At 36.5% G+C, this 25,856-nt stretch carries 27 protein-coding genes; 3 read left to right on the forward strand and 24 right to left on the reverse strand.

Annotated elements, in window-relative coordinates; genetic code table 11:
* Positions 1–180 precede the first annotated feature (180 nt).
* Positions 181–639, reverse strand: coding sequence for a SprT family protein (locus BAQ46_RS10675; RefSeq protein WP_000344257.1), 459 nt, complete (start codon positions 637–639; stop codon positions 181–183).
* A gap of 195 nt (positions 640–834) precedes the next feature.
* On the opposite strand from BAQ46_RS10675, the gene cmpA reads away from it, so the two are divergent.
* Positions 835–951 (forward strand): cortex morphogenetic protein CmpA, encoded by a 117-nt coding sequence (gene cmpA, locus BAQ46_RS10680; RefSeq protein WP_001143642.1) that lies wholly within the window; start codon positions 835–837, stop codon positions 949–951.
* Between the two features lie 57 nt (positions 952–1,008).
* Here the strand turns inward: cmpA and BAQ46_RS10685 are convergent, their stop codons facing one another.
* From BAQ46_RS10685 to acpS, 6 genes are all read right to left on the reverse strand, one after another.
* Entirely contained in the window at positions 1,009–3,177 is a 2,169-nt protein-coding gene (locus BAQ46_RS10685) for a Tex family protein (RefSeq protein ID WP_071741907.1), read from the reverse strand.
* 67 nt (positions 3,178–3,244) lie between these two features.
* Positions 3,245–3,595 (reverse strand): type II toxin-antitoxin system endoribonuclease NdoA, encoded by a 351-nt coding sequence (gene ndoA / locus BAQ46_RS10690; RefSeq protein ID WP_000635963.1) that lies wholly within the window; start codon positions 3,593–3,595, stop codon positions 3,245–3,247.
* A 4-nt stretch (positions 3,596–3,599) separates the two neighbouring features.
* On the reverse strand, positions 3,600–3,887 hold the full coding sequence (locus tag BAQ46_RS10695; RefSeq protein WP_000004570.1) for an antitoxin EndoAI: 288 nt from the start codon (positions 3,885–3,887) through the stop codon (positions 3,600–3,602).
* A 299-nt stretch (positions 3,888–4,186) separates the two neighbouring features.
* On the reverse strand, positions 4,187–5,356 hold the full coding sequence (gene alr / locus BAQ46_RS10700) for an alanine racemase (RefSeq protein WP_000390599.1): 1,170 nt from the start codon (positions 5,354–5,356) through the stop codon (positions 4,187–4,189).
* A 118-nt stretch (positions 5,357–5,474) separates the two neighbouring features.
* The gene (locus BAQ46_RS10705; protein WP_025991724.1) at positions 5,475–6,425 is read right to left on the reverse strand and encodes a LolA family protein; all 951 of its coding nucleotides are present in this window, start codon (positions 6,423–6,425) and stop codon (positions 5,475–5,477) included.
* A 156-nt stretch (positions 6,426–6,581) separates the two neighbouring features.
* Positions 6,582–6,941 (reverse strand): holo-ACP synthase, encoded by a 360-nt coding sequence (acpS, locus tag BAQ46_RS10710; protein WP_000635038.1) that lies wholly within the window; start codon positions 6,939–6,941, stop codon positions 6,582–6,584.
* A 92-nt stretch (positions 6,942–7,033) separates the two neighbouring features.
* On the opposite strand from acpS, the gene BAQ46_RS10715 reads away from it, so the two are divergent.
* Positions 7,034–7,606 carry a rhomboid family intramembrane serine protease gene (locus BAQ46_RS10715; protein ID WP_000906924.1) on the forward strand — a complete coding sequence of 191 codons (573 nt, stop codon included), beginning with the start codon at positions 7,034–7,036 and terminating at the stop codon, positions 7,604–7,606.
* Here the strand turns inward: BAQ46_RS10715 and uvsE are convergent.
* From uvsE to BAQ46_RS10780, 13 genes are all read right to left on the reverse strand, one after another.
* Complete coding sequence (gene uvsE, locus BAQ46_RS10720) at positions 7,599–8,561, reverse strand: UV DNA damage repair endonuclease UvsE (RefSeq protein WP_000961149.1); 963 nt, start codon at positions 8,559–8,561, stop codon at positions 7,599–7,601. The two genes, BAQ46_RS10715 and uvsE, sit on opposite strands and share 8 nt — an antisense overlap.
* A 96-nt stretch (positions 8,562–8,657) precedes the next feature.
* Complete coding sequence (cshA, locus tag BAQ46_RS10725; RefSeq protein ID WP_000206582.1) at positions 8,658–10,235, reverse strand: degradosome RNA helicase CshA; 1,578 nt, start codon at positions 10,233–10,235, stop codon at positions 8,658–8,660.
* Positions 10,236–10,540: 305 nt separating this feature from the next.
* Complete coding sequence (murF, locus tag BAQ46_RS10730; RefSeq protein WP_071741908.1) at positions 10,541–11,917, reverse strand: UDP-N-acetylmuramoyl-tripeptide--D-alanyl-D-alanine ligase; 1,377 nt, start codon at positions 11,915–11,917, stop codon at positions 10,541–10,543.
* Between the two features lie 61 nt (positions 11,918–11,978).
* Positions 11,979–13,064 (reverse strand): D-alanine--D-alanine ligase, encoded by a 1,086-nt coding sequence (locus tag BAQ46_RS10735; RefSeq protein WP_000161445.1) that lies wholly within the window; start codon positions 13,062–13,064, stop codon positions 11,979–11,981.
* Positions 13,065–13,447: 383 nt separating this feature from the next.
* On the reverse strand, positions 13,448–14,719 hold the full coding sequence (locus tag BAQ46_RS10740; RefSeq protein ID WP_000799737.1) for an MDR family MFS transporter: 1,272 nt from the start codon (positions 14,717–14,719) through the stop codon (positions 13,448–13,450).
* A 108-nt stretch (positions 14,720–14,827) separates the two neighbouring features.
* A complete protein-coding gene (bcaP, locus tag BAQ46_RS10745; RefSeq protein ID WP_000809368.1) occupies positions 14,828–16,243 on the reverse strand; it encodes a branched-chain amino acid transporter BcaP in 1,416 nt (471 codons plus the stop codon).
* A 231-nt stretch (positions 16,244–16,474) separates the two neighbouring features.
* Positions 16,475–17,647, reverse strand: coding sequence for a homogentisate 1,2-dioxygenase (locus BAQ46_RS10750; RefSeq protein WP_000499916.1), 1,173 nt, complete (start codon positions 17,645–17,647; stop codon positions 16,475–16,477).
* Positions 17,613–18,569: a fumarylacetoacetate hydrolase family protein gene (locus BAQ46_RS10755; RefSeq protein WP_071741909.1), complete on the reverse strand. Its 957-nt coding sequence runs from the start codon at positions 18,567–18,569 to the stop codon at positions 17,613–17,615. Before BAQ46_RS10755 ends, BAQ46_RS10750 begins: the two co-directional genes overlap by 35 nt.
* Before the next feature lie 66 nt (positions 18,570–18,635).
* Positions 18,636–19,754 carry a 4-hydroxyphenylpyruvate dioxygenase gene (gene hppD / locus BAQ46_RS10760; RefSeq protein ID WP_000810913.1) on the reverse strand — a complete coding sequence of 373 codons (1,119 nt, stop codon included), beginning with the start codon at positions 19,752–19,754 and terminating at the stop codon, positions 18,636–18,638.
* A 309-nt stretch (positions 19,755–20,063) separates the two neighbouring features.
* Positions 20,064–20,183: a DUF3948 family protein gene (locus tag BAQ46_RS10765; protein ID WP_116777228.1), complete on the reverse strand. Its 120-nt coding sequence runs from the start codon at positions 20,181–20,183 to the stop codon at positions 20,064–20,066.
* 33 nt (positions 20,184–20,216) lie between these two features.
* Positions 20,217–20,324, reverse strand: a complete 108-nt coding sequence (locus BAQ46_RS10770; protein WP_000664237.1) for a DUF3948 family protein — start codon at positions 20,322–20,324, stop codon at positions 20,217–20,219.
* Between the two features lie 39 nt (positions 20,325–20,363).
* Positions 20,364–20,471 carry a DUF3948 family protein gene (locus BAQ46_RS10775; protein WP_000664237.1) on the reverse strand — a complete coding sequence of 36 codons (108 nt, stop codon included), beginning with the start codon at positions 20,469–20,471 and terminating at the stop codon, positions 20,364–20,366.
* A gap of 42 nt (positions 20,472–20,513) precedes the next feature.
* Positions 20,514–20,621: a DUF3948 family protein gene (locus BAQ46_RS10780; protein ID WP_000664237.1), complete on the reverse strand. Its 108-nt coding sequence runs from the start codon at positions 20,619–20,621 to the stop codon at positions 20,514–20,516.
* Between the two features lie 450 nt (positions 20,622–21,071).
* Here BAQ46_RS10780 and BAQ46_RS10790 point away from each other — a divergent pair, with 450 nt between their 5' ends.
* Positions 21,072–21,944: a Cof-type HAD-IIB family hydrolase gene (locus BAQ46_RS10790; RefSeq protein ID WP_071741911.1), complete on the forward strand. Its 873-nt coding sequence runs from the start codon at positions 21,072–21,074 to the stop codon at positions 21,942–21,944.
* Positions 21,945–21,981: 37 nt separating this feature from the next.
* Here BAQ46_RS10790 and BAQ46_RS10795 read toward each other — a convergent pair whose 3' ends face one another.
* From BAQ46_RS10795 to BAQ46_RS10810, 4 genes are read right to left on the reverse strand one after another with little or no spacing between them, the layout of a single operon-like run.
* The gene (locus BAQ46_RS10795) at positions 21,982–22,947 is read right to left on the reverse strand and encodes an ABC transporter ATP-binding protein (RefSeq protein ID WP_001294512.1); all 966 of its coding nucleotides are present in this window, start codon (positions 22,945–22,947) and stop codon (positions 21,982–21,984) included.
* Positions 22,944–23,924 carry an ABC transporter ATP-binding protein gene (locus tag BAQ46_RS10800; protein ID WP_000030784.1) on the reverse strand — a complete coding sequence of 327 codons (981 nt, stop codon included), beginning with the start codon at positions 23,922–23,924 and terminating at the stop codon, positions 22,944–22,946. The genes BAQ46_RS10795 and BAQ46_RS10800 overlap by 4 nt, the downstream gene beginning before the upstream one ends.
* 10 nt (positions 23,925–23,934) lie before the next feature.
* The gene (opp4C, locus tag BAQ46_RS10805; RefSeq protein ID WP_000447961.1) at positions 23,935–24,858 is read right to left on the reverse strand and encodes an oligopeptide ABC transporter permease; all 924 of its coding nucleotides are present in this window, start codon (positions 24,856–24,858) and stop codon (positions 23,935–23,937) included.
* 12 nt (positions 24,859–24,870) lie between these two features.
* Positions 24,871–25,827, reverse strand: a complete 957-nt coding sequence (locus tag BAQ46_RS10810; RefSeq protein WP_000860690.1) for an ABC transporter permease — start codon at positions 25,825–25,827, stop codon at positions 24,871–24,873.
* Positions 25,828–25,856: the final 29 nt, after the last annotated feature.

Below are 25,856 nucleotides of genomic sequence, written 5' to 3' on the forward strand. Positions count from 1 at the left end.
AGGTAGGACTCGAACCTACGACCGATCGGTTAACAGCCGATAGCTCTACCACTGAGCTACTGCGGAATAATAAAGACAATTTGTATCTTATAAAAATTCTCATCACAAGTCAAGAAGTTTTTTCACAACATCTTGTACAAACGTGACATGTTTATAATATACTGGATTGCGGTTTCACTGTCAAGATGTTTTCTTTATTAGAATTAGTTTCCCTTTACACTTTCCGCAGACATATCTTTTTGTATTAATTTGACGTCTTCTTACATATTGAAGCAAACATTCCATACATTCATACATATAAGTCTTTTTTTCCTTCTCTCCATTCATCATTTGTTTACAAAAGCGCGGTGCATCAACTGCCTTTAATAATTCTCGAAAATCCTTATCCCGATGCTTATACCCTCTCCCTGTAATATGTAAATGATAATGACAAAGTTCATGTTTAACGATCCCAACTAATTCTTCTTTCCCATACATTTCGTAATATCGATAATTCAGTTCAATATTGTGTGTATTCAATAGATAACGTCCACCAGTTGTACGCAACCTACTATTAAACATTGCCTTATGTAAAAACGGCATCCCGAAATATTGTAGCGATACTTTTTCCACTAGCCGCTGTATTTCTTGCTCATCCATTTTCATTCCTCCTAAACAAAAAAATATTTTTACACTTTTCTCCTCTCTTATACATATATTAAATAGTACATATACCCATCCTCATTCAAGAAGCGTGGTTTCTAAAAACATAGCAAAAATAGAAATCCACTCACCAACCTCTCATCAATAGTACTTTACATTTATGAGAGTAGGATTAAACAAGGAGGGATTCCTATGCCTACATGGCTCAAAAAACAAATGCAACGCGCATATTTTGAAAAAAACCGGTATCAAATTAAATTACTAAATGAATGCTGGTTTTATTATAGCAAAATACATCAAAGTTCCTAATCCATTACACGTTTTATCCTATAAAAAAAGAGCAGTTTCATCTGCTCTCTTCTCTTACTATTCAATCGGCAACATAGATAATGCAACGCGACCTTTTTTCGTATCAATATCATCTACCCATACTTTGACGATTTGTCCGACAGATACAACATCTAACGGATGCTTCACGTATTGTTTGCTTAGTTTAGAAATATGTACTAAACCATCTTGTTTCACACCTACATCAACAAAAGCACCAAAATCAACAACGTTACGAACTGTTCCTTCCAGTTCCATACCACGTTTTAAATCTTCTAATTTCAAAATCCCTTTTTTCAGAAGTGGTTTAGGCAACTCATCCCTCATGTCTCGCTCTGGACTAATGAGAGCATCTATAATATCGACTAATGTCGGCTCTCCTACTCCCGTTTCTTGGGACAACTTAGAAATCTCCACTTCTTCTAAACTCTTTTGTAATTGCGGTTGCCCTACGTCATCTTTCGATAATCCTAGACTCTTCAATAACAATTCAACATTTTTATATTGTTCTGGATGAATACCTGTACGGTCTAACGGATTTGCCCCTTCTAATATACGTAAGAAACCTATACATTGTTCATATGTCTTCGCACCTAAACGTGGTATTTTCTTTAAGTCTGTTCGTTTTGTAAATTTCCCTTCTTCTTCACGCTTTGCTACAATATTTTTCGCAACAGTTTTTGATAAACCCGAAACATATTGCAACAACGCAACTGAAGCTGTATTTACATTCACACCGACTTGGTTAACTGCTGTCTCTACTACAAACGTTAATGATTCATTTAATCTTTTTTGAGACACATCATGTTGATATTGTCCAACCCCAACTGATTTCGGATCAATCTTTACAAGTTCAGCAAGTGGATCTTGCAGACGTCTACCGATAGAAACCGCACTTCTTTCTTCAACCTGTAAATCTGGGAATTCCTCACGGGCTAAATCAGAAGCCGAATACACACTCGCACCAGCTTCGTTCACAATAATATAGAAGACTTCTCGTTTCACATGTTGTAATACATCAACTATAAATTCTTCTGATTCTCTAGAAGCTGTACCATTCCCAATCGCAATCATTTCAACCTGATATTTATCTATAATAGAAAGAACTTTCGCTTTTGCATCTTCATATTTACGCACTGGTGGATGCGGATAAATAACATCAATATATAGAACTTTCCCCGTATCGTCTACGATAGCTAATTTACAACCCGTTCTATATGCAGGGTCTACAGCTAACACAACCTTTCCTTTCATTGGAGGTTGTAATAACAAATTACGTAAGTTCTCAGAAAAAATATGTATTGCTTGTTCCTCAGCTGTTTCTGTTAATTCTTTTCGAATCTCCCTTTCAATAGAGGATTGAATTAATCGTTTATAACCATCCTCAATTGCTAACTTTACATACTGTGCACTTTTTGAATCGTTATCACGAATTACTTTCTTATATAAGAAAGTAACTATCTCATCTACTGGCGGAACAACAGAAACTCTCAATATATCTTCTTTCTCACCGCGATTCATCGCTAATACACGATGCGGCACGACTTTCTGCAACGGTTCTTCATAATCGTAATACATTTCATATATATTTTTTTCATCTTTCTCTTCATCTTTTACAGCCGAAGACATAACACCTTTTCTAAAAGTAACATTCCGAATCCAACTACGATATGCTGCTTCATCTGAAACGATTTCTGCAATAATGTCTTGAGCACCTTGTAATGCCTCTTCTGCAGATTGCACTTCTTTCTCGGCATTTATAAACTCCATTGCCTTCTGATTCGGATCTTCTTTTGTATATAACAATAACCATTCAGCTAATGGCTCTAGTCCTTTTTCTTTTGCAATCGTTGCTTTCGTTCTTCTCTTCTCTTTATATGGACGATATAAATCTTCTACTTCTTGCAACTTTGTAGCTTTCACAATTTGCTGACGTAATTCTCCTGTCAGTTTCCCCTTCTCATCAATAAGACGAAGAACCTCTTCTTTTCTATCTTCAAGCTGCATTATATATTGCCATCTCTCTAAAATTGTACGAATTTGCACTTCATCTAAAGAGCCTGTCCATTCTTTTCGGTAACGAGCAATAAATGGAACTGTGTTACCTTCTTCTGTTAATTGAATAACATGACGAACTTGCTTTTCGGTAAAGCCTAATTCCTTCACTAACATTTTCATTAACGCTTGTCGATTATCTACCATTTCCATATACAACCGTAACCTCCTCTATAATAAAAAAAGTTGCCCTTCAAAGAGAGCAACTTAAACTGCCGATTTAAAAATCTATTAGTCCTAAACTAATTTGTAGCGCTTCATCTACACGAATCATCATCACTTCATCTAAGTGAGTGATTTTGTCCGTTAAGCGCTGCTTATCGATTGTTCGAATCTGCTCAAGTAAAATAACAGAATCTCTCTCAAAACCGTACTTTTTCGCATCAATTTCCACATGAGTGGGTAATTTCGCTTTTTGAATCTGTGCAGTAATAGCCGCTACAATCACCGTTGGACTAAAACGATTTCCGATGTCATTTTGAATGACAAGAACCGGACGAACGCCTCCTTGCTCAGAACCAACAACTGGGGAAAGGTCTGCAAAATACACGTCGCCGCGTTTTACAATCAAAATATTACCCCCCGCTAACTAAGCGTTCTACTGTATGAGCTGCTTCATACTCTGCTAAGAAAGCTTCAGATGCAATACCAAGATTAATTTTTCCCATTTCAATGTACCCACGTCGCATTGATTCATGTTGGTAGCGTTTCTTCGTCTTATGTTGACGCAATAACAGTTGTGTTGCCTGGCAAATTAGTTCATGGCGATTCTTATTCTCTTGTTTTCCAATTCCGTCCAATTCCGTTACCATTTGCTTTGGCAACCGAACCACGATTTCAGTAGTTACACTTGATTCGGACACAAAAATACACCTCCACCGTCAACTACACACCCAAATATATATATGACACCTATTGTAATAATACCATTGTATGGAGCCTGTTGCAAAGACTTCCTTATTCCTTGCTTATGTTTTCCAATTCACAAACAAAACATTCATATTCTTTTATTTTTTATCTCATTACAACAAGAAACGGAAGAGTTTCCACGTTAAATTATGTTAAAAGTAATGATAAGTAAAAAGCTTCTCGTCAAAAAACGAACTTATTCTTAGCCAACGAAAAGTCCTCTCACATGACAAGAAGCAAATCATACTACCTTCTATATATCATTCAAATAATTGATTACTTCCACAACTTTACCGTTCCGTATAAATATTCTCGGCACACGGAAACTAATCGTTGTAATAATTTCATAATTAATAGTACCTGAATATTCCGCAACCTCTGTAGCGCTAATATATTCATCTCCTTGCCTTCCAATGAGTGTAACTTTCGTACCAAGAGGCACTTTACAAGGAAGGTGAATCATGAATTGATCCATTGTTACTCGCCCTACAATCGGTACCCTTTTACCATTTACAAGCACTTCAAATCCTTGTAATCTTCTAAGCCAGCCATCTGCATAACCAATTGCAACGGTCGCAATCCATTCTTCCGTCTTCGTTCGATAAGTGACGTTATAACTAATTCCATCCCCTTTAATCACCTCTTTAATATGAGCAACTTTCGTATGCAATGATAGCGCTGGTTCTAATTTAAACGGTAAAAAAGGGCGTATTTCTACAGATGGAGATAACCCATACATCGCAATACCAATTCGTACTGCATTAAATGTAATCCCTTGAAAACGTAGCGTTGCAGCACTATTAGCTGTATGAACAAACTTAGGATCCACTCCGAATTCTTTCAACCAACTTAACTGCTCCAAAAATGTGTTATATTGCTTATCAAAGTAAGAAGTCTCCACCTCATCTGCCGTTGCAAAATGCGTATAAACTCCTTCCAATTCTAAGAATGGTGCACCTTCTAAGCTTTTTAAAAATCCTTTTAATTCTTTACGTTCACGTATTCCAATTCTCCCCATACCACTATCGAAATTAATATGGTATTTCATCGTAGACGAACCATCCCAAAGTTTGATTGCTTCATCTACCCATTCCTTTTGAAAAACAGTTAATGCTACATCATTTTCAGCAGCTACATTTATATCACGAGGAGGAGAAGGACCTAACACTAAAATCGGCGCAGTAATACCAGCTCTTCGAAGCACTAAAGCTTCATCTAAGAACGCAACTGCTAACCTTGTCGCCCCCGCTTCTAATGCTGTTTTAGCCACCGGTACATAATCGTGCCCATATGCATTCCCTTTAACAACGGCAAAAATTTCTACATCACTCGGGATAAATTCTTTAATATGTGTAACGTTGTTATAAATGGCATCTAAATCCACTTCCACCCAAGTGTCACGGTAAAATGGCGCTTCTTCCATAAACACACTTCCTTATACACGATATGCGAAGCTTATTCTTTTATATGCTTCTTTTATGAAATCCACCCTTCAAACTAAGAAAAGACGTGGTGCACATATATCACCACGTCTAAGAAGTTTACTTCACTTGCTTCTCTGTAACTGAACGAGCAACCATTAACAGCTCCTTCGGCTCTAAACCTTTAGACACGAGCATATATTCTACTCCGTTATGCGACCACGTTAAAGAGTCTTTCGTCAATGCTCCAATTGTAAAGCCAAGATCAACCAATTCCCCGCTCACACTTATCGCTGACGAAGCCTCTGCAACTTTTGCCTTTTCTTGTATTAAAGTAAAGGATTTCTTACTTCCAGTGTATGTGAGTATCGCACGCTTGCCACTGTCTGTCTTCAACTCTTTTTCATCTTTTAAAGTCATACCTTGCGGCGTATCACGCGGATACAAAATAGCAAATGGTTTGTCTTCTTTCGCTGTCGTTTGAACATCTACTTGCGCTCTAGACATATTTTGTTTCGTATCAAATGCACCTTTATCAAATTTCGCATCAAATTTCACTTTAGAGAAATCTACTTTCACAAGAACATTTTGATCATTATCCATTAACTTCACCGAAACTGGTGTTAAATCACTTTTCTTCAATGTAATCTCTTGTCTCGGCAACATGTTTTGATGCTGATAGTTTGTTTTTGTTTTAAAGATATAATACTTATCTGTTTTTTCAAAAGTAAGGTTTTTCTTATCCTGCAAAATATCCCTCACAAGAGATTCGTATAAATAAGCCTGGCTACTATTTTGCGGCCAATCACTTTGGAAACGGAAACTCTTATTAAGCGCTGGCGTTAATACAAATACACCTTCTTCATTCCTTAAAATAATTTGACTTTGGTCTTTTTTCGCATTCTGCAAATTCACACGATAAAAAGAAGGTTCCTTATGCCATATTTCTACCTTATACTCCTGAGGCTCATTCCCTGTTTTAATAGATAATTTCGCTTCAGCTTGATAGCTTTTCAACCCTTTTACTTTCGCTTCTAAATCTCTCACAACATCATCTTGTTTCTTTTCCATACAACCGGCCAACACAAAAACGGTTAATAAACCGACAAGAACTAAAAACAGACGCCTTTTCATCACTTCAGCCCCTTTGCCCCTATAAATGAATGGAAGATGTACCTTCCTTATCGCTACCACAAATATATGAGACAAAGATATAAAATATGCAGACTAGCGTGACGAGCTTTCTAAAACAACTTGAGCAACAGCAAATTCCTTACTATGACTAATTGATAAATGAACAATATGCTCTGTACTTGTAATAAGAATCGGCTTCCCTCTATCATCATTTCTTACTTCAACATCTAAAAAACTCACTTCTTTCCCAATACCAGTTCCTACCGCTTTTGAATACGCCTCTTTCGCTGCAAATCTTCCAGCTACAAACTCTGTAAGGCGGCTTCCCTTCAGCCCCTTAGCAACATTACGTTCACTTTCAGTTAAAATACGTTCCATAAATTTAAGCTTTCCATCTATCATTTTTTCAATTCGATTCAATTCAATAATATCGATTCCAATCCCTACAATCATTTCAAAATCCCCTTCTTCTATTTAGCTTTCTTTTTTCATATTGTAAGAATAACAGAGAATCTTTCTGATGCAAAAGGAGTGATACTCACAATATGCTAATACCATCCGCCCGCATTTCCTTACAACCAATCGTCATCGCTTTACTTCTCGTACAATTAATCATGATTATATTAGGCGATTTTTTCCTCTTTCCTATGGCAGCTTCTAATGAATATATCGCTAAAGGAGAATGGTGGCGTCTCATAACTTCCCTACTCGTACATGTAGACTTACCACATTTTCTTTCTAATAGTATTTGTTTATTCGTCCTTGGCTCTTCTATTGAAAAACAACTAGGCCACTTTTCTTTCATCATTATTTTTTTCCTTTCTGGCATTCTCGGAAATATTTTCTCTTATCTTATTATGCCCCATGAATATATTCATACCGGGGCATCTGGTGGTATCTTCGGATTGCTAGGTGCACAGTTATTTCTAATGTATAGCCGCTATCGTTCTTCCAATCCAAGAGACATCGCTATTTTTTCAATCATGATATGTATATTACTACTATTCACTTTCTTCAATCCCTCTGCCAACCCTATCAGCCATTTAACAGGATTGATCATTGGTGGTATTTGCACCCCTTTATTAATAAAAAAACTCGATGGTGCAGAGCTCATTTAATATAAAAGCTCGCACCATCAATAATTTCCACATCTGTTTGTTCACTTAAATCCCTCATGAGTTGAAATAAAGACTCATCCTTCATCTTCGCTTCAATCATACAATCAATTTGTGGAACACTTCCCTTTATCTTTTTTAAAAAAGATAAAAAAGTATCTACATCAATAAAGTCCGCATGTGCTCTCGGGTCTTTTCCCTCTCTAGGACTAGAAATGTGCATTTTCACTGGTAACAAAGACGATTCCCACGTATGTACGACACGCGCCCAATCTTCATGCCAATCTTCTCGATCATGATTCATCATATGGTGATGTAAATCAAATACAACGGGAATGTCCAATTTTTCTCCTAAATATAATGTGTCCTCGAGCGTAAAAGTTGTATCATCATTTTCTAACATAATCATTTCCTGAATACCTCTTGGGACATTAGACCAATTCTCTATAAAACGCTCTAATGCAAGCTCTTTATCTTTATATCCGCCACCAACATGCATTACACATCGTTGCTTATGTTCAATCCCCATACCTTTTAATAATTTTCTATGCATCTGTAACGTCTTTACAGATTGTTTAAAAATATTCTCCTCGGGTGAATTAAGTACAACAAAATGATCTGGATGAAAATCAATACGCATATTCATTCGAATAGCGTAATCACCTAGCACTTTTAAATTTTCTTTTAAAGGGCGAATATAATTCCAATCTAACAACTCCTCATGATTCGCTAAAGGAATCAGCTTGGAACTAAGTCGAAAGAACGATATGTCATGTCCTTTATTATGTTTTAATAATCGTAAACAGTTTTCCAAATTCGAATTAGCAATTCTTTCAAGTTTACGAATCGCCGCTTCCCGATCATCTATTTTTTGAAACTGCGCGTACGTCATCGTTTGAGATGGAGATGCATTTTTCAAATGTACACTCATCGCGACATAGCCAAGCCTTACAAGCATGCGGCACCTCATTTCTACATAAGTTATTATGTAGTATGTACAATTACAAAAATAAAAAAAGAGAATGCCGGCAAAGGGCATTCTCTTTTTTCATTATTAAGCTTGTGGCTTACGGCTATGATGTTTTCTTTCGCCGCGTCCGTTTGAAGATCCTGGGCGTCCTTGACCTTCGCCACGACGACCACGGTTGCCGCCATCACGATTGCGATCACGGTTACCGTCACGATTACGACCATCGCGATTGCGGTCACGGTTACGACCATCGCCACCGCGTCCATCACGACTACGATTACGGTTACCATCACGGTATCCGCCTCCGTTACCGCCGCGTTTTTTAGAACCGCCACCTCTTGCAACAACTGGTGGTTCTGATGTTAAAGCGATTGGAGTTGTATCTGGCTCTTTTGTCATCATTTTTAAAGCAGCAGCTACTACTGTTACAGAGTCGTTCTCTTCTAACATTTCTTCCGCAATACGCTTGTAGTATGCTAAGTTTTCATTTTCAATTGTGTTTTGAAGTTTTTCAGCGATTAAACGTTGTTGACCTTCTAGTGCCTCGTCAAGTGTTGGTGCATCCATGCGGTCCATTTTACGTTTTGTTGTACGCTCGATATTTTTTAATTGTCCAGATTCACGTGGTGTTACAAATAGCATTGCAATACCTTTTTTACCTGCACGACCAGTACGGCCAATACGGTGAACGTATGATTCTGGATCTTGTGGAATATCGAAGTTGTATACGTGTGTTACACCCGAAATATCAAGACCACGTGCAGCAACGTCTGTTGCAACAAGAACTTCAATAGAACCTTCTTTGAACTTACGTAATACAGACATACGTTTCGCCTGAGTTAAATCACCATGGATACCTTCCGCAGCATAACCACGTAAATTTAATGCTTCTGATAATTCATCAACACGACGCTTTGTACGACCGAATACAATCGCAAGCTCTGGAGATTGAATGTCTAATAAGCGTGTCAATACATCAAACTTTTTCTTTTCTTGCACTTCTAAATAGAACTGCTGAATGTTTGGCATTGTTACTTCTTTTGCTTTTACTTTAATGTGTTGAGGCTCAGTCATGAAACGCTCAGCAATACGACGGATTGGATCCGGCATTGTCGCTGAGAATAGTAATGTTTGGTGTGTTTCTGGCACATCTGTTAAAATTGCTTCAATATCTTCAATGAAGCCCATGTTTAACATTTCATCCGCTTCGTCAAGAACAACTGTCTCTACGTTTTGTAAGCGAAGTGTTTTACGGTTAATATGATCTAAAATACGACCCGGCGTACCAACAATAATGTGTGGGTGTTTTTTTAGAGCACGAATTTGGCGGTTAATATCTTGACCACCGTAAATTGGTAAGATACGAACGCGTTTATGTTTACCAATTTTGTATAACTCTTCTCCAACTTGAATTGCTAATTCACGCGTTGGCGCGATAACAATACCTTGAACCGATTCTTTATGTGTATCCACTTTATCTAATAGTGGTAATCCGAATGCTGCTGTTTTCCCTGTACCTGTTTGTGCTTGCCCAATAATATCCTTACCTTGCAATGCATGTGGAATTGTTTCAGCTTGAATTGGCGTAGCCTCTTCAAAGCCCATACTTTCAACAGATTGCAGTAAAGAATCACTTAATCCTAATTCTCGAAATGTTGTCAATGTTACTTCTCCTTTTCTATCCTATACTTATCATTTAAAAAAAGGCGTTTTCCGAATTTGCGGAAAAGCCCTTTTCCTGAATGCTCACGTATATAAACGGGCGTATATTCTTCACGAAAATACTTCTAAACGTTATTACACTTTATCAATTATAAGTTTTGTATGTGTAAAAAGCAAACCCAACTGTTACCTTATTTTCATATTAAGAGTTTTTTTCTTCACTTTTATTTTTTTATATTTACTGTAAGCGCTTATTATAAGTTTCTTCTTTTTTCGTTGCTATCATCCCTATTTATATACACCAATTATTTCAACATCGTAATTACTTCTTCCAATTTCATACCGCGAGATGCTTTGACTAATACAACATCTTTTGCATCGACTACTGCTTGCAACTCTTTTACTAACTCTTCTTTATTATCATAAGCCTTTACACGTTCGTTAGGGAAATTAATTTTCGCTCCTTCAGCAATTTGAGCTCCTAATTTACCATATGTGAACACATAGGAGATTTTTGCTGGATCGATTAATTTACCTACCTCATAATGAAACTGTACTTCTTGATCTCCAAGCTCTAACATATCGCCGAGAACAACAATTTTTTTAGAGAATCCATCTAAACCATTCATTAGGTGGAATGCTGCTTCCATAGCTGTTGGACTTGCATTATAAGCATCGTTGATAATTGTTAATCCACTATTTGTTTTTACAATTTCCATACGCATGCCTGTCATTTGAAGTGTTACTAAACCTTCTTTCATCTCTTCCCACGTTACACCAAAATGTTTCGCAATTGCCATAGAAGCAAGCGTATTATACACATTGTGTTTCCCTAATACCGGTAGATAGAATGAAATGTTTTCTTCTCTATTCATTTTAAAGTGTGTCCCAGTTGCTTGTAACGTTACAGTCGTTGGATAGTAATCATTTGCTCTAGCATCACCAAACGTAACTGTTTCAGCTATTAAATTCATTTCAGGAACACGATTCGTTAATAATGGCTCATCTCCGTTATATACGAACACTCCACCTTCTTGTAATCCTGTCACAATTTCTAATTTCGCTTCAGCAATTGCCTCGCGAGAGCCTAAGTCCATTAAATGCGCTTCACCAATGTTCGTAATGATAGCTGCATTTGGACGAGCTAACTTAGATAAGAATTCAATTTCCCCACGGCTTGACATTCCCATTTCTAATACAGCTACTTCTGTATTTTCTTCTAAGTTTAAAATAGTAAGAGGTAGCCCGATATGATTATTGAAGTTTCCTTCTGTTTTTTGAACTTTGAATTTAGTCGCAAGAAGACTTGTTACAATATCTTTTGTAGATGTTTTACCGTTACTACCTGTCACACCAATCACTTTAACATCCAATTGGTCGCGATAGTTTTTTGCTAACTTTTGTAATGCTGATAGCGTGTCTTCTACAAAAATAACCGGAAGATTCTCAGGTGGATTTGCTACATCTTTCATCCATAATGTCGCCACAGCTCCATTTTCAACAGCTTTATCTACAAAAGCATGTCCATCGAAACGTTCACCTTGAATCGGAACATATAAGTTTCCTTTTTCGATTTTTCTCGTATCAATAGACACTCCTTGTATAGTAATTCCCTCATACTGCTCTGCTAATCCCGTACCATTTGTCATTTGTTCTACTTGTTTTAACGTTCGATTTATCATAAAAACACTCCTTACATAGAGGAAGCACTATTCCTTCGAATAGTGCCTCCTCCTTTTTTTGTTAGATTGTATATTTAATTTTTTGTTTTTCTTCGTGACGCTCCATTGCTAAACGAATTAGCTCTTCAATTAATTCCGGATACGGTAATCCAGTATGTTGCCATAGTAGAGGGAACATACTAAACGGCGTAAATCCTGGCATCGTATTCACTTCGTTAATGTATACTTCTCCATCTTTCGTTAAGAAGAAATCAGCTCGCGTTAAGCCAGCACCATCTAACGATTGGAATGCAACAATCGCATCTCGCTTAATAACATTAGACTCTTCTTCTGTCATTTCAGCTGGAATAATTAACGCTGTATCACCATCGATGTATTTCGACTTATAATCATAGAAGTCTTTTTTAGGTACGATTTCACCTACAACTGAACATTTCGGTTCATCATTACCTAGTACACCAACTTCTACTTCACGTCCAACGATATTTTCTTCCACAATAATTTTACGGTCAAATTGGAATGCCTCTTCAAATGCATTCTCAAGTTCTTCACGATTTTTACACTTATTAATCCCAACACTTGAACCAAGGTTTGCTGGTTTTACGAAGCAAGGGTATCCTAATACTTCTTCTACTTTTTCATATGCTGTTTCACGATCTTTTTCCCATCCGCTACGAATGAATGATGCATATTTCGCTTGTTTTAATCCAGCTTCTGCGAAAATGTTTTTCATAACAACTTTATCCATACCAGCAGCAGATGCTAGAACACCATTTCCTACATAAGGAATATTCATTAATTCTAATAATCCTTGTACCGTTCCATCTTCACCATTTGGTCCATGTAGTAATGGGAAAATAACGTCGATAGCATTTTCCTCAGCATTTGCAGATGGAATGATTTCTGTGCTTAATGATAGCGGAGAAATTGCATTTTCTGCACCGCTCATTTTTAGAACTTCAACATCTGTTACTTCACCTTCAATACGCTCACCGCGTACCCATTGACCTTGTTCTGTAATATAAATTGGATGAATCTCGAATTTATCTTGATTTAATGCTTTAATAGCAGCAAGAGCCGTTTGTAGCGAAACTTGATGCTCAGCTGATTTTCCACCATATAATAAACCTAATTTAATTTTTGTCACTGAAATCACCCTAACCAATTGTTTTCATTTTTCTATTTTAGCACTTTTTATAAAAATAGGTAGTTCCTATTTGAAATAAAATGCAACTTCCACAAATAATTAAATGACACCACTTATTGGTTTTCTATACTTTTTCCACTTAACTTTCTTGATAAATATATAAAGTGAAACTTTAATCAGTGGGGGGCTTCATCCCCTACTGATTATTAGTTGAACCAATCGGACTTTTATGGGCAGCCCGACCCCCACCTAAATTCCTTGCTTTCGCTGAATTTTGAGGTGGGGGGTCTTACTGCCCATTAAAGTGGGATAAAATTGCAATCCAACCTAGTTATGTACCTAAAATATGTAGAAATCCCCTTTTTGTGTATGTCATCTAATTATTAAGAAGATTGTTTGGTTAGTGTGCTTTTTTGCCTTTGTTCAACGAGACGGTCTAAAGAAATATATACAATACCTGCAACTACACAACCGACAGCTAAAATTGTAAATAAAAAGTGGCCAAGTAATCGGTCTAATAAAAAACCTCCAAGAAGTGGGCCGAATGCACTTCCTGTAATCCACTGCAAACTTGCAGCTCCCATATAAGTCCCCCTCAAATGCTCAGGAGCCAAATTCGCTACAAACGTCATCTGTACAGGCGACATAATCATCTCACCTAACGTATATATGGCATATACAAACAGTAACGTTATTAAAATAATCGTAGCATTTGTATCAAGTCCTCCAAACCACTTCGGTAACCACCCTATAAAAAATAACCCAATCCCAAACAAACATGCACCATATAACATCGTCTTTCCAACAGGTTTATCTGTGACCCATTTTGAAATTTGAAATTGGAACAACACAACTAATAGTCCATTTAAAGCCATTAAATATGGATATGGATTGTTAGTTCCAAAAATACCTTTCATTTCATTGTCAAAGTGCAGTGGCAACATGCCTTCTGTTTGAGAAAATCCCATCGAAATAATGATACCTGCTAATAAATAAATCATGAGTGCCTTATCTCGCAATACAATTTTCCACACTGCTCCTGATTCTTTTTCTGTATCACCTTCTTTATTCGTACTCTTTGGCATTGTCTCTTGAATAAGGACGAATACAAGCAATGCATAAAATAACATCGTAGATGCGGCAATAATAAACACAAGGTTCTTCGATAACATAACTACTGAAGCCCCCATTATCGGACCAATTGCAGCACCTATATTGTGCCCCATTCGCAATAAACCATATGCTTCTGTTCTTTTTTCTGGCGCCGTTACATCCGCAACCATCGCTGATGCAGCTGGATGAAATAACGAATTACTTAATCCTAAAAAAACAGATAAAATCGCATATGGAATAAATCCTTCTATAAATAAAAAACCGAGCATGAATACTGCATTGCTCGCCATCGAAAATATCATAATCGGTTTTCTTCCATATATATCAGCAATTCTTCCCCCTATAATTGATCCAAAGCTTGCAGCAATTGGAGACAGTGCCATAATCACTCCGACCTGTAATAATGAATCTACCTTATCTTTTAAATATAATGCAAAAAAAGGCATCAACATCATCATTGCAATTCCATTTAACGTCTCACCAATAAACCGAATCCATACGTTACGGTCCATCTCCCTTAACTCACGCCACGTATTTTTCATTATTTCACCCCTTTTGTTCAACAATAATTATCTTATAACAAGTTCAGAAGAATGTAAATTTTCAAAATTAAAAATCCATTCTAACAGAATTAGAATGGATTTTTCTACTTACAAATTGGCTGCGTCGTCTTCTTCTTTACTATTATTTAAAGCACTATGTTTTCGGCTATATAAGAAGTAAACCGCAATACCGATAATCATCCATACACCAAAACTAATCCAAGCCGTCCCGGATAATTGAAGCATTAAGTATAAACAAAAAATTACCGTTAACGCTGGTAAAAATGGTACAAGCGGCGCCTTAAATGCTCTTGGTAAATCAGGATGCGTTCTTCTCATTACAATAACAGCAACAGCTACAAGTGCAAAGGCTGACAATGTCCCCATATTTACAAGATGCGCTAACACATTTAAATCTATTAATCCTGAAATAAGTGCTGCAATAATTCCCGTTGTCCACGTATTTAAAAACGGTGTTTTAAATTTCGGGTGAACTTTAGCAAGACGTTTCGGCAACAATCCATCTCTACTCATTGCATATGAAACTCGTACTTGCCCATACATCATAACTAACATTACTGTTGTGATTCCTGTAATTGCGCCTACTGAAATTACTCCCGCTAAACTATCTTGTCCAATAAATTGAAGTGCAAAAGCGACTGGATCTGATATATTCAACTGCCCGTATGGAACAATTCCTGTCAAAATAAGCGAAACGATAATATAAAGAGCCGTACAAATTAATAAAGATGCAATAATACCAATTGGTAAATCACGTTGTGGACGTTTCACTTCTTCTGCTGCCGTTGAAACTGCATCAAACCCTATAAATGCAAAGAACACTGTAGCAGCTCCAGCCATTACACCATCTAAGCCAAATGGCATAAAAGGCGTCCAGTTTTCAGGTTTCACATAATTAAAACCAGCAAAGATAAAAATAAGAACAACCGCTAGTTTAATAAATACCATAATATTATTTACACGTGCACTTTCACGAACACCTCTAGATAAAAGAACCGTCATCACTAAAATAATTAGAACTGCTGGCAAATCAATTATTCCACCCTTTCCTGTACCAGGGGCTGAGGAAAGAATGGTAGGAATATGAATTCCAAATCCCTTTAATAAAGATTGGAAGTACGCGGACCAACCATTTGCCACAGCAGAGGTTGCAAGTAAATACTCAAGCATTAAGTCCCATCCAATTAAAAATGCGAATACTTCTCCCATCGTCGCATATGTGTACGTATACACACTGCCTGAGACAGGAACTGAAGAAGCAAATTCAGCATAACAAAATGCAGCAAAGGCACATGCTAACGCGGCTATCGCAAATGATAATATAATAGCTGGTCCAGAATGTTTCGCTGCTACCACGCCCGTTAGAACAAAAATACCCGTTCCAACAATTGCCCCGATTCCAAGCATCGTTAAATCTAGTGCGCCCAATGTTCTTGCTAACGTCTTTTGTTTACTCTCTTGCATTAACTTTGCAATAGGCTTCTTTTGAAAAATTTGCTTCATAGCATGCTCCTCCAAGTTTTAAATTTTCTGAAAATTTTTAATTCGCTTTTTCATTTTACTCATAGTACTTTTTCTAGTCAATACTTTTGTCGAAATAAGTAGAAACTCTTATGAATATGCACGATTTTTATCATTCTTTCTATATATCTTTCTATAACTTTTTTTGGTATTATTATACATGTCGATTCCATGAAAAAGGCATGCTCTGTTATTGAGCATGCCTTTTTTTACTTATTTCACAGTATATGATCCCTCTTCAATCCAGCTATACATATATTTTTCATCTTCTGTTTCATGTGCTTGTTTTACAATACGAAGCGGACGGAATGTATCTATCATAACAGCTAATTCAAGCGTTTCTTTTTTCCCTATACTCGCCTCTGTTTTCCCAGGATGTGGCCCGTGAGGAATGCCGCTCGGATGAAGTGTAATAGACCCTTCCTCCACACCTTTTCGGCTCATAAAGTTACCTTCTACATAGTACAGTACTTCATCACTATTCACGTTACTATGATAATACGGTGCCGGAATAGATTCTGGATGATAGTCATATAAACGTGGTACGAAAGAACAAATAACGAAATTGTGACCCTCGAACGTTTGATGTACTGGAGGTGGCTGATGAATACGACCCGTAATTGGTTCAAAGTCCTCTACATTAAAGACCCACGGATATAAATAGCCATCCCAACCAACAACATCTAACGGATGATGTCCTAAAACATGTTTATGCATATATCCCCTCGACTTTGTCATTACGACAAACTCACCTTTTTCATCATACGTCTCTAATTTTTCAGGACCACGAATATCTCTCTCACAAAACGGACTATGCTCTAGCAATTGTCCATATTCATTACGATAGCGACGCGGTGTTGTAATTTGACTATTTGCCTCTACAACAAGAAACTTAGTCTCTCCTTCATCCGGAATAACACGATAAATCGTTCCAATTGGAATTGTTACATAATCGCCTTTTCGATAATGAATCGTTCCAAACATCGTTTCAATTTTTCCTGTTCCGTAATGGACAAACAACATTTCATCGCCATCACCATTACGGTAGAAATAGTCCATTTTTTCTGTTGGGCTCACTACTCCGATTAATAAATCCTCATTCCCAAGTATAAAGTTTCTTCCGCTTACTGCATCACCACTTTTTTTATTTTCTTTCGTGCGAAAGTGACGATGAGAAAGAGCAACATCTTCTTCATACTGCAACTGACAAGAATGAGATAATGCCGCATGCCCTACTTCCGTTGGCATATAATGATGATACAAAATAGATTGCGTACCAGAAAAACCTTTTGTTCCCATTACCTGTTCACGATAAAGTGATCCATCTTTTTTACGGAATTGTACATGTCGTTTATGAGGTAGCTCCCCCATGTGACGATAAAACATGCTCATCACCTGCTTCCTTTTCTTTTTTGACCGTATTACGTAATGTACCTAAACCAGTAATCGTAAGCTCTACCACATCACCATCTTGCAGCCACTCTTCTGTACCCAGTTCTAAAATACAACCTGTTCCTACTGTTCCAGAACCAATCACATCGCCTGGATATAACGTAACATCTTCCGAAGCACGTTCAATCATTTCAGCAAATGTATAGTAAATATCTCGGAAGTTCCCTTTTGATAATAGCTTTCCATTTACATGAGCAGTCATCTCTAACTCATAACGGTCACCATTACGATAAATATCTAGTTCCTCTTTCGTAACAAGGTACGCTCCTAATGAAGTTGCAAAATCTTTTCCTTTCGCTGGACCAAGTCCTACCTTCATTTCTGTTGCTTGTAAGTCCCTTGCACTCCAATCATTCATAATACAATAACCAAAAATGTATTCCTCTGCTTGCTCACGAGAAATATTTCTTCCTTCTTTCCCAATTACGCAAGCAATCTCTAACTCATAATCAAGTTTTTTAGATTTCTTCGGACTAATTACAACATCATCTGGACCAATTACAGCACGATGGTTCGTAAAATAAAAAACCGGGATATCGTACCATTCAGGTACAACATCTAACCCTCTTCGGCTACGTGCCGTTTTTACGTGCTGTTCAAATGCATAAAAATCCCTAATACTACTCGGATTAGGAATCGCTGCTGCTAATTGCACTTCCTCTAAAGAATATATGCCCTTTTCCGGATTATTAATATTACGCAACACTTCTACATACTCATCCGCTTTCTCTAAAAAGGCGAACATAGAAGAAGGTAATTTTCCACCACTAGCAAGATTCATATCGATTACTTTGTCACCTTCAACCCATCCAGCTCGCATTTCTTTTGAAGGAAGACGAAATGTAACAAATTTCATCATGATTCCTCCTTATGAAAATGAAATTTCCACCAGCAAAAGAATGATTGCTGGTGGATATAAATTTTATAAATTCCCGCGACGCTCTTGTTCTCTTTCAATTGATTCGAATAACGCTTTAAAGTTTCCTTCTCCAAATCCACGAGAACCTTTACGCTGAATGATTTCAATAAATAAAGTTGGACGATCTACAATTGGTTTCGTAAAGATTTGTAGTAAGTATCCTTCATCATCGCGATCTACTAAAATCTTTAATTCTTTCAACTTATCAATTTCCTCATCAATTTTTCCAACTCGTGCAGTTAACTCATCATAATAAGTATCTGGTGTATCTAAAAACTCCACACCATTTGCACGTAGCGCTTCTACTGTTTTAACAATGTCATTTGTTAGTAAAGCAAGATGCTGTACACCTGCTCCATTATAGAACTCTAGATATTCTTGAATTTGTGATTTTCTCTTTCCATCCGCTGGCTCGTTAATAGGGAACTTAATACGACTTCCATTTGTCATAACCTTCGACATTAATGCTGAATACTCTGTACTAATATCATCATCATCAAAATGGATCATTTGTTTAAAGCCCATAACGTTCTCGTAATAACTAACCCACTCTTCCATCTTTTCAACATTACCAACTACATGGTCTACAGCAATTAAACCTGACTCTTCAAATGGAATATCAAACTCAGCCTTTTGGAATCCTGGCATAAATGTCCCTTTATAATTTTTACGCTCTACAAGCGTATGAATTGTATCACCATACGTACCAATAACTGCTTTTTTCAATGTACCGTTCTCATCTGTTAACTCTACAGGCGGAGCAATTGCGACGGCACCACGTTTCACCGCTTCTGAGTATGCTTTATCAACATCGTCAACAAGTAATGCCACATCTTTCACGCCATCACCATGAGTCTTTACAAACTCTGCAATACGATTGTCACTACTTAAAGCCCCAGACACAACGAAACGCATATTTTTTTGCACAAGAACATAAGATACTTTTTCACGATTACCAGTTTCTAATCCAGAGTAAGCCACAATTTTGAATCCGAATGCTCTCGCAAGATAGTAACTTGATTGCTTTGCATTTCCTACGTAAAACTCCAAATGATCTACATCACGTACTGGAAAAAAGTCCTCCATTTGTGCAGCTAGCGTATCCATAGATTTTTGTTTCATAAAATCCTCATCCCCCTGTAAATAGATTAAATGGTTCATACTTAAAACCAACCGAAAACGCTTCCAACATCAATTGATAGAAATTAGTTAGCAAGCTAACAAATTCTGACCTTTAAAATTTTCTATCTTTTCTGTCAAATTCCTCTTTTTTTCTTACATATAAAATTCGACTTTTTTCTCTTTAAAATAAAGGGGGCTATTTATACTTGAAGGGATATATAGAAGAAAAATAAAAAAGACTCCAACATATTAATTACTTACTAATATGCTAGAGTCTTTATTTTTTTTGAATGATTGTATTTATATGTCTCATACTAATACTTTTGCAAGGAATAGAATAAATGATGTTAATACTACCGCTCCACTTAATGATCCTAATAAATCTGTTTTTGTTACTTGTAACACTTGCTCACCGTTCATATTCCTCATTCTCCTTTCATTTTGTATAATGTAAAACTTCTATTATACTAATACACTTGATAGAAATACGATTAATGCTGTTAATACTACCGCTCCACTTGCTGATCCTACGAAGTCACCTTTTGTTACTTGTAATACTTGCTCTTTCATTTTGCATTCTCCTCTCTTTTTCTTTTTACAAAACCTCTATTATACTAATACGCTTGATAAGAATACGATTAATGCTGTTAATACTACTGCTCCACTTGCTGATCCTACGAAGTCACCTTTTGTTACTTGTAATACTTGCTCTTTCATTTTGCATTCTCCCTTCTTTTTTCCTTTGTTACAAAACTTCTATTATACTAATACGCTTGATAGGAATACGATTAACGCTGTTAATACTACTGCTCCACTTGCTGATCCTACGAAGTCACCTTTTGTTACTTGTAATACTTGCTCTTTCATATTATGTATCCTCCTTTTTAATAAGTTATCTATATGTAATTTCTAAGAAATGTTTATTTCATAGTTTTTATGTTGACGTTACATTAAATTTAATAACGTAACGTTTGTAACATTAATGTAACATAACTATTGTTACGTTGCAATATAATTACGTAAATTTTATTACACTTTTTTTACGTTTTTTTATAAACACCTTCAAAAACCTTGATTTAATGCATTTTCTACTAAATCCATATTTGTAACATTCATGTAATATTACAGTCATATAACGAAACATCCCTATACCTACCTCTACTTTTGTTACAAAGTAAGATAAATCTTTCATTAATAAAGTGGAATCTATCAAATTCTTACTGATAGTTCATGAGAGATAAAATACAATCTTTCCAAGATAAGTTTATATGTTTCCTTTATATAACTATGTATAATAAGAACAAAGAGGTGGTCATTTTGAAATTAATCGCATTAGATATGGATGGTACACTACTATCATCTAATCTTGAAATCTCCAAAGAGAACTTACAAGCTATCCAAACTGCAAAAGAGGCTGGTCATATTGTCATGATTTGTTCTGGCCGTGCAAAAGAGGATGCTTTGAAATTATTGGAAGAGTATAAACTATCTCTTCCAGTTGGAGCAAGCAATGGGGCAATTGTTTATGTGGATGGAGAAGTAATTAACTCGCGTTGTATACAAAACGACAAAGTGTACAAACTTGCAAAATTACTAGAATCTGAAGGCTTTCCTTATAAGCTATATACAAATAAAGGAGTTTATTCTCCATATACATGGCAAGATCAAGTTATGCAAGCGTTCGAAGAAAATAAGCATGCACTAGATGTTACGCTTGAGGAACTTGAAAGAATTACAGAAAAACAAAAGAAATCAAACTTAATTACTGATTTCCAAAAAATAGAAGATGTTGTAAATAATCCAGAATTAGAAATATCTAAATTCTTTATTTTGACATTTAACGCAGGGCATCGCGCACAGCTATTAAGTATGTTACAAGAAGATACTGATATTATGGTTACAGCATCTGCTCCTACTAATTTAGAAATTATGGACAAGAATGGACATAAAGGAAATGGACTGAAACAAATGGCAGCCCATTTTAATATACCAATTGAAGATACAGTTGCTATCGGTGACAATTTTAACGATGTACCCATGTTAGAAGCAGCTGGTTTATCAGTTGCAATGGGTAACGCTGAAAAAGATGTAAAAAAACTATGTGATGTTGTAACATTAACAAACAATGAACATGGTGTTGCTCATGCAATCGAACAATTTGTATTGAAACAAACTTCATCTAGTAAATAAAAAAAGGACTCTTTCTATTTGAAAGAGTCTTTTTCTTTTATACATGATGACAAGCAACAAAATGCTCCTCACCAACATTACGAAATTCAGGTACCGTTTGTTTACAAATATCTGTTGCAAACGGGCAACGTGTATGAAAACGACACCCCGAAGGTGGATTCGCTGGACTTGGAATGTCACCCTCTAGTATGATTCTCTCTCGCTTCACTGTTGGATCTGGTATTGGAACAGCGGATAACAATGCTTTCGTATACGGATGAAGTGGATTCGTAAATAACTCATCACGCGGCGCTGTTTCCACAATCGTTCCTAAATACATAATTCCAATCTTCGTACATAAGTGCTCTACTACGCTTAAATCATGTGAAATGAACAAATAAGATAATCCCTTTTTCTCCTGTAGCTCACTAAATAAATTAATGATCTGTGCTTGAATAGATACGTCTAATGCTGCCACAGGTTCGTCAGCTACAATAAATTCTGGGTTTAATACCATAGCTCTTGCAATAACGATACGTTGGCGTTGTCCACCCGAAAATTCATGAGGGTACCGATCAATATGATATGGGGCTAAGCCACATAACTCTAATACTTCTGTCACTTTTTCACGAACATTTTCTTTCGTCGCTAATCCGTGAGCTAACATCGGTTCACCAAGCGCTTCCCCAATTCTCATTCTCGGATTTAATGAGCTAAATGGATCTTGGAAGACAAGTTGCATATTAGGACGATGTTTTCTCAATTCTTCCTTAGATAAAGAGTGAACATCTTGCCCTTTAAACTTCACTTCCCCTTCCGTTTTTTGGACGAGACGTAAAATTGTTTTTCCTATCGTTGTTTTTCCGCTTCCCGATTCACCAACGAGGCCGAATACTTCACCTTTATTAATAGTAAAACTTACTCCATCAACTGCTTTTACATGTCCAACCGTTCTACTAAATATGCCGCCTTTAATTGGAAAATATGTTTTTAAGTTTTTTACTTCTAATAATGGTTCACTCATTGTTTCGCACGCTCCTCATATAACCAGCAAGCAACTTTATGATTCTCATCATGTACATTCAAACTTGGCGCTTCTTCTTTACATATTTCCATACAATGCTCACAACGGCCGCTAAAGTAGCAAAACTCATCCAAACCAACTAAATTAGGAACTTGCCCTGGAATAGAATATAGTTTATCTATTCGTTTTCCCATCACTGGTTTTGATTTTAACAAACCTTTCGTATACGGGTGTTTCGGATTTTGGAATATTTCTAGTACCGGTGCTTCTTCAATAACTTTCCCACCATACATAACGACAACATAATCAGCCATTTCCGCTACGACACCTAAGTCATGTGTAATTAATAAAATGGATGTTTTAAATTCCTTTTTTATTTGCCTTAATAAATCTAATATTTGAGCTTGAATCGTAACATCAAGAGCCGTTGTCGGTTCATCAGCAATTAATAACTTAGGATTACAACTAAGTGCAACAGCAATCATAATACGTTGTAACATACCACCGCTCAGTTCGTGTGGATAAGAATGGACGATTTCATCCGCGCGGGCTATACCGACTTTACGAATTAACTCAATTGCCTTCTTATATGCTTCATTTTTACTAAGTAATTCATGCTCCCTTAACGTCTCTACAATTTGTTCCCCTACAGTAAAGACTGGATTTAGCGATGTCATCGGTTCTTGGAAAATCATCGCAATATCATTCCCTCGTAAACTACGAAGCTCTTTCTCTTTCATTCCTAAAAGACTTTTTCCTTCATATAAAATATCTCCACCTACTACACTACCTGATTCAGCAATAAGTCCCATAATAGATAAAGCCGTTACACTTTTCCCGCAACCAGATTCACCTACAACACAAACAGTTTCACCTTCTCGAACAGAAAAACTAACATGATTCACAGCTTTTACTGTTCCTTCTTCTGTCTGAAAGTGTGTTTGTAAATCTTTTAGCTCTACTACTGCTTTACTCATATTCCCTCACCTACCGTCTCATCTTTGGATCTAACGCATCACGAAGTGCATCACCAAGTAAATTAATGGATACAACTGTTATAAAGATTGCAAAACCAGGCGGAATCCATAACCATGGGCGCTTTTGAAAATCAATTAATGAGTTCGCTGCACTAATCATATTCCCCCATGATGGTGTAGGTGGGACAACGCCGAGACCTAAGTAGCTTAGTGCGGACTCACTTAAAATAGATCCAGCCACGCCCAAAGTTGCTACAACAATAAGCAACGGAAAGACATTAGGAATTAAATGATGAATAATTTTTCGAGAATCCTTTAATCCTAATACATCTGCTGCTTGCATAAATGCTTGCTCCCGCAATGTTAAAATTTGTCCTCTCACAAGACGAGCAAGTCCTGGCCATCCTACTAAACTTAAAATAATCATTACAACATATAAACGGTATTCTGATGGTAATTTCCATTCTGATAAAATTGCTCCCATTATAATAAGTAGCGGTAATCCCGGAATGGACATTAACACATCCGCAACACGCATAATTAAATGATCCACAACCCCTCGATAAAAACCAGCAATTGCTCCTAATAAAGCTCCTAGTATAACGGATAGTAGCATCGACGCTAAACCAATTGTTAATGAAATACGACCTGCTTGCATAAGTCTAGTTAAAATATCCCGTCCCAACTGGTCTGTTCCAAGCCAATGTGATAGGTTGGGTGGTTTATTAATTTGTGTTACTTGTACTTTTCCATCAGCATATGGTGAAAAGATTGGACCGATAAAACTAAATAAAAACATAAATATTAAAACGTATAATCCGTACAATGCCATCTTATTTTTCTTAATTTTTTTATACGCTTGGCGCCATGGTGATGATTCGTTTCTCTTTTTCCGTTCTTTCTTTTTCTCTATTATTGGTGTAATGGTCTCCATATCTTTCCCCCCTTACTTCAATCTAATTCTTGGATCAACAAACGCATATACAATATCTGCTAAGAAATTAGCCATAATTGTTAAACACGAAAGAAACATCGTAAAGGCCATTAATACTGTATAATCACGGAAGTTTAATGCTTCTAATTGAATACTCCCGATTCCTGGCCAGTTAAAAATCTGTTCAATAATAATAGCTCCTGAAAATAAACCTGGTAATTCAAAAGCGAGTAATGTAATTGCTGGCAAAATTGCATTTTTCAATGCATGTTTATAAATAACGCTTCTTTCTTTTAAGCCTTTTGCACGAGCAGTACGAATATAATCTTGTCTAATAACATCCAACATGCCGGTTCTAAAATATCGTGTTAACGATCCTACACCAAGAAGCGTTAAAATAAATACAGGTAGAATCATATGACGTAATACTTCTAATATGTATGCTATCCCTGTTGAGTTACTCCCGATATCAATCATGCCACCAATAGGTAATAACTTTAAATCAACTGCTAATAATTTTATTAAAAATAGTCCGATAAAGAATGATGGAAATGACATTGCTGCAAAGACACCGATTGTTACCAATCTATCAAACCAAGAGTGCTGCTTTGTTGCAGAAATAACCCCAATAATAAGAGCAATAATCCAAGTGAAAAATAAAGCTGCAACAGCAACAATAAATGTATTCCAAATGAATTTATTAAGTAATGAAGTTACTGGTTCTTGGTACTGTAAAGAAAATCCAAAATCACCATGCAACGCATTCACTAACCAATGAAAATACCTTTCAATAATTGGTTTGTTTAAGCCGTATAATTCCCTTAATTCTTGGGCTCTCTCTGGTGTTAACTTCGGATTTGAATCGATATAATCTCCCGGCAAAAGTGCAAATAAGAAAAAAATAATAATAGATGTACCAAACAATGTAGGGATCATTTGAAGGAACCTACGAATGATATATGTTTTCACCTTTTGTCTCCCCAATCCTATTTACTTAA

Origin of the sequence: Bacillus paranthracis, assembly GCF_001883995.1 — a bacterium.
Classification (GTDB): domain Bacteria; phylum Bacillota; class Bacilli; order Bacillales; family Bacillaceae_G; genus Bacillus_A; species Bacillus_A paranthracis.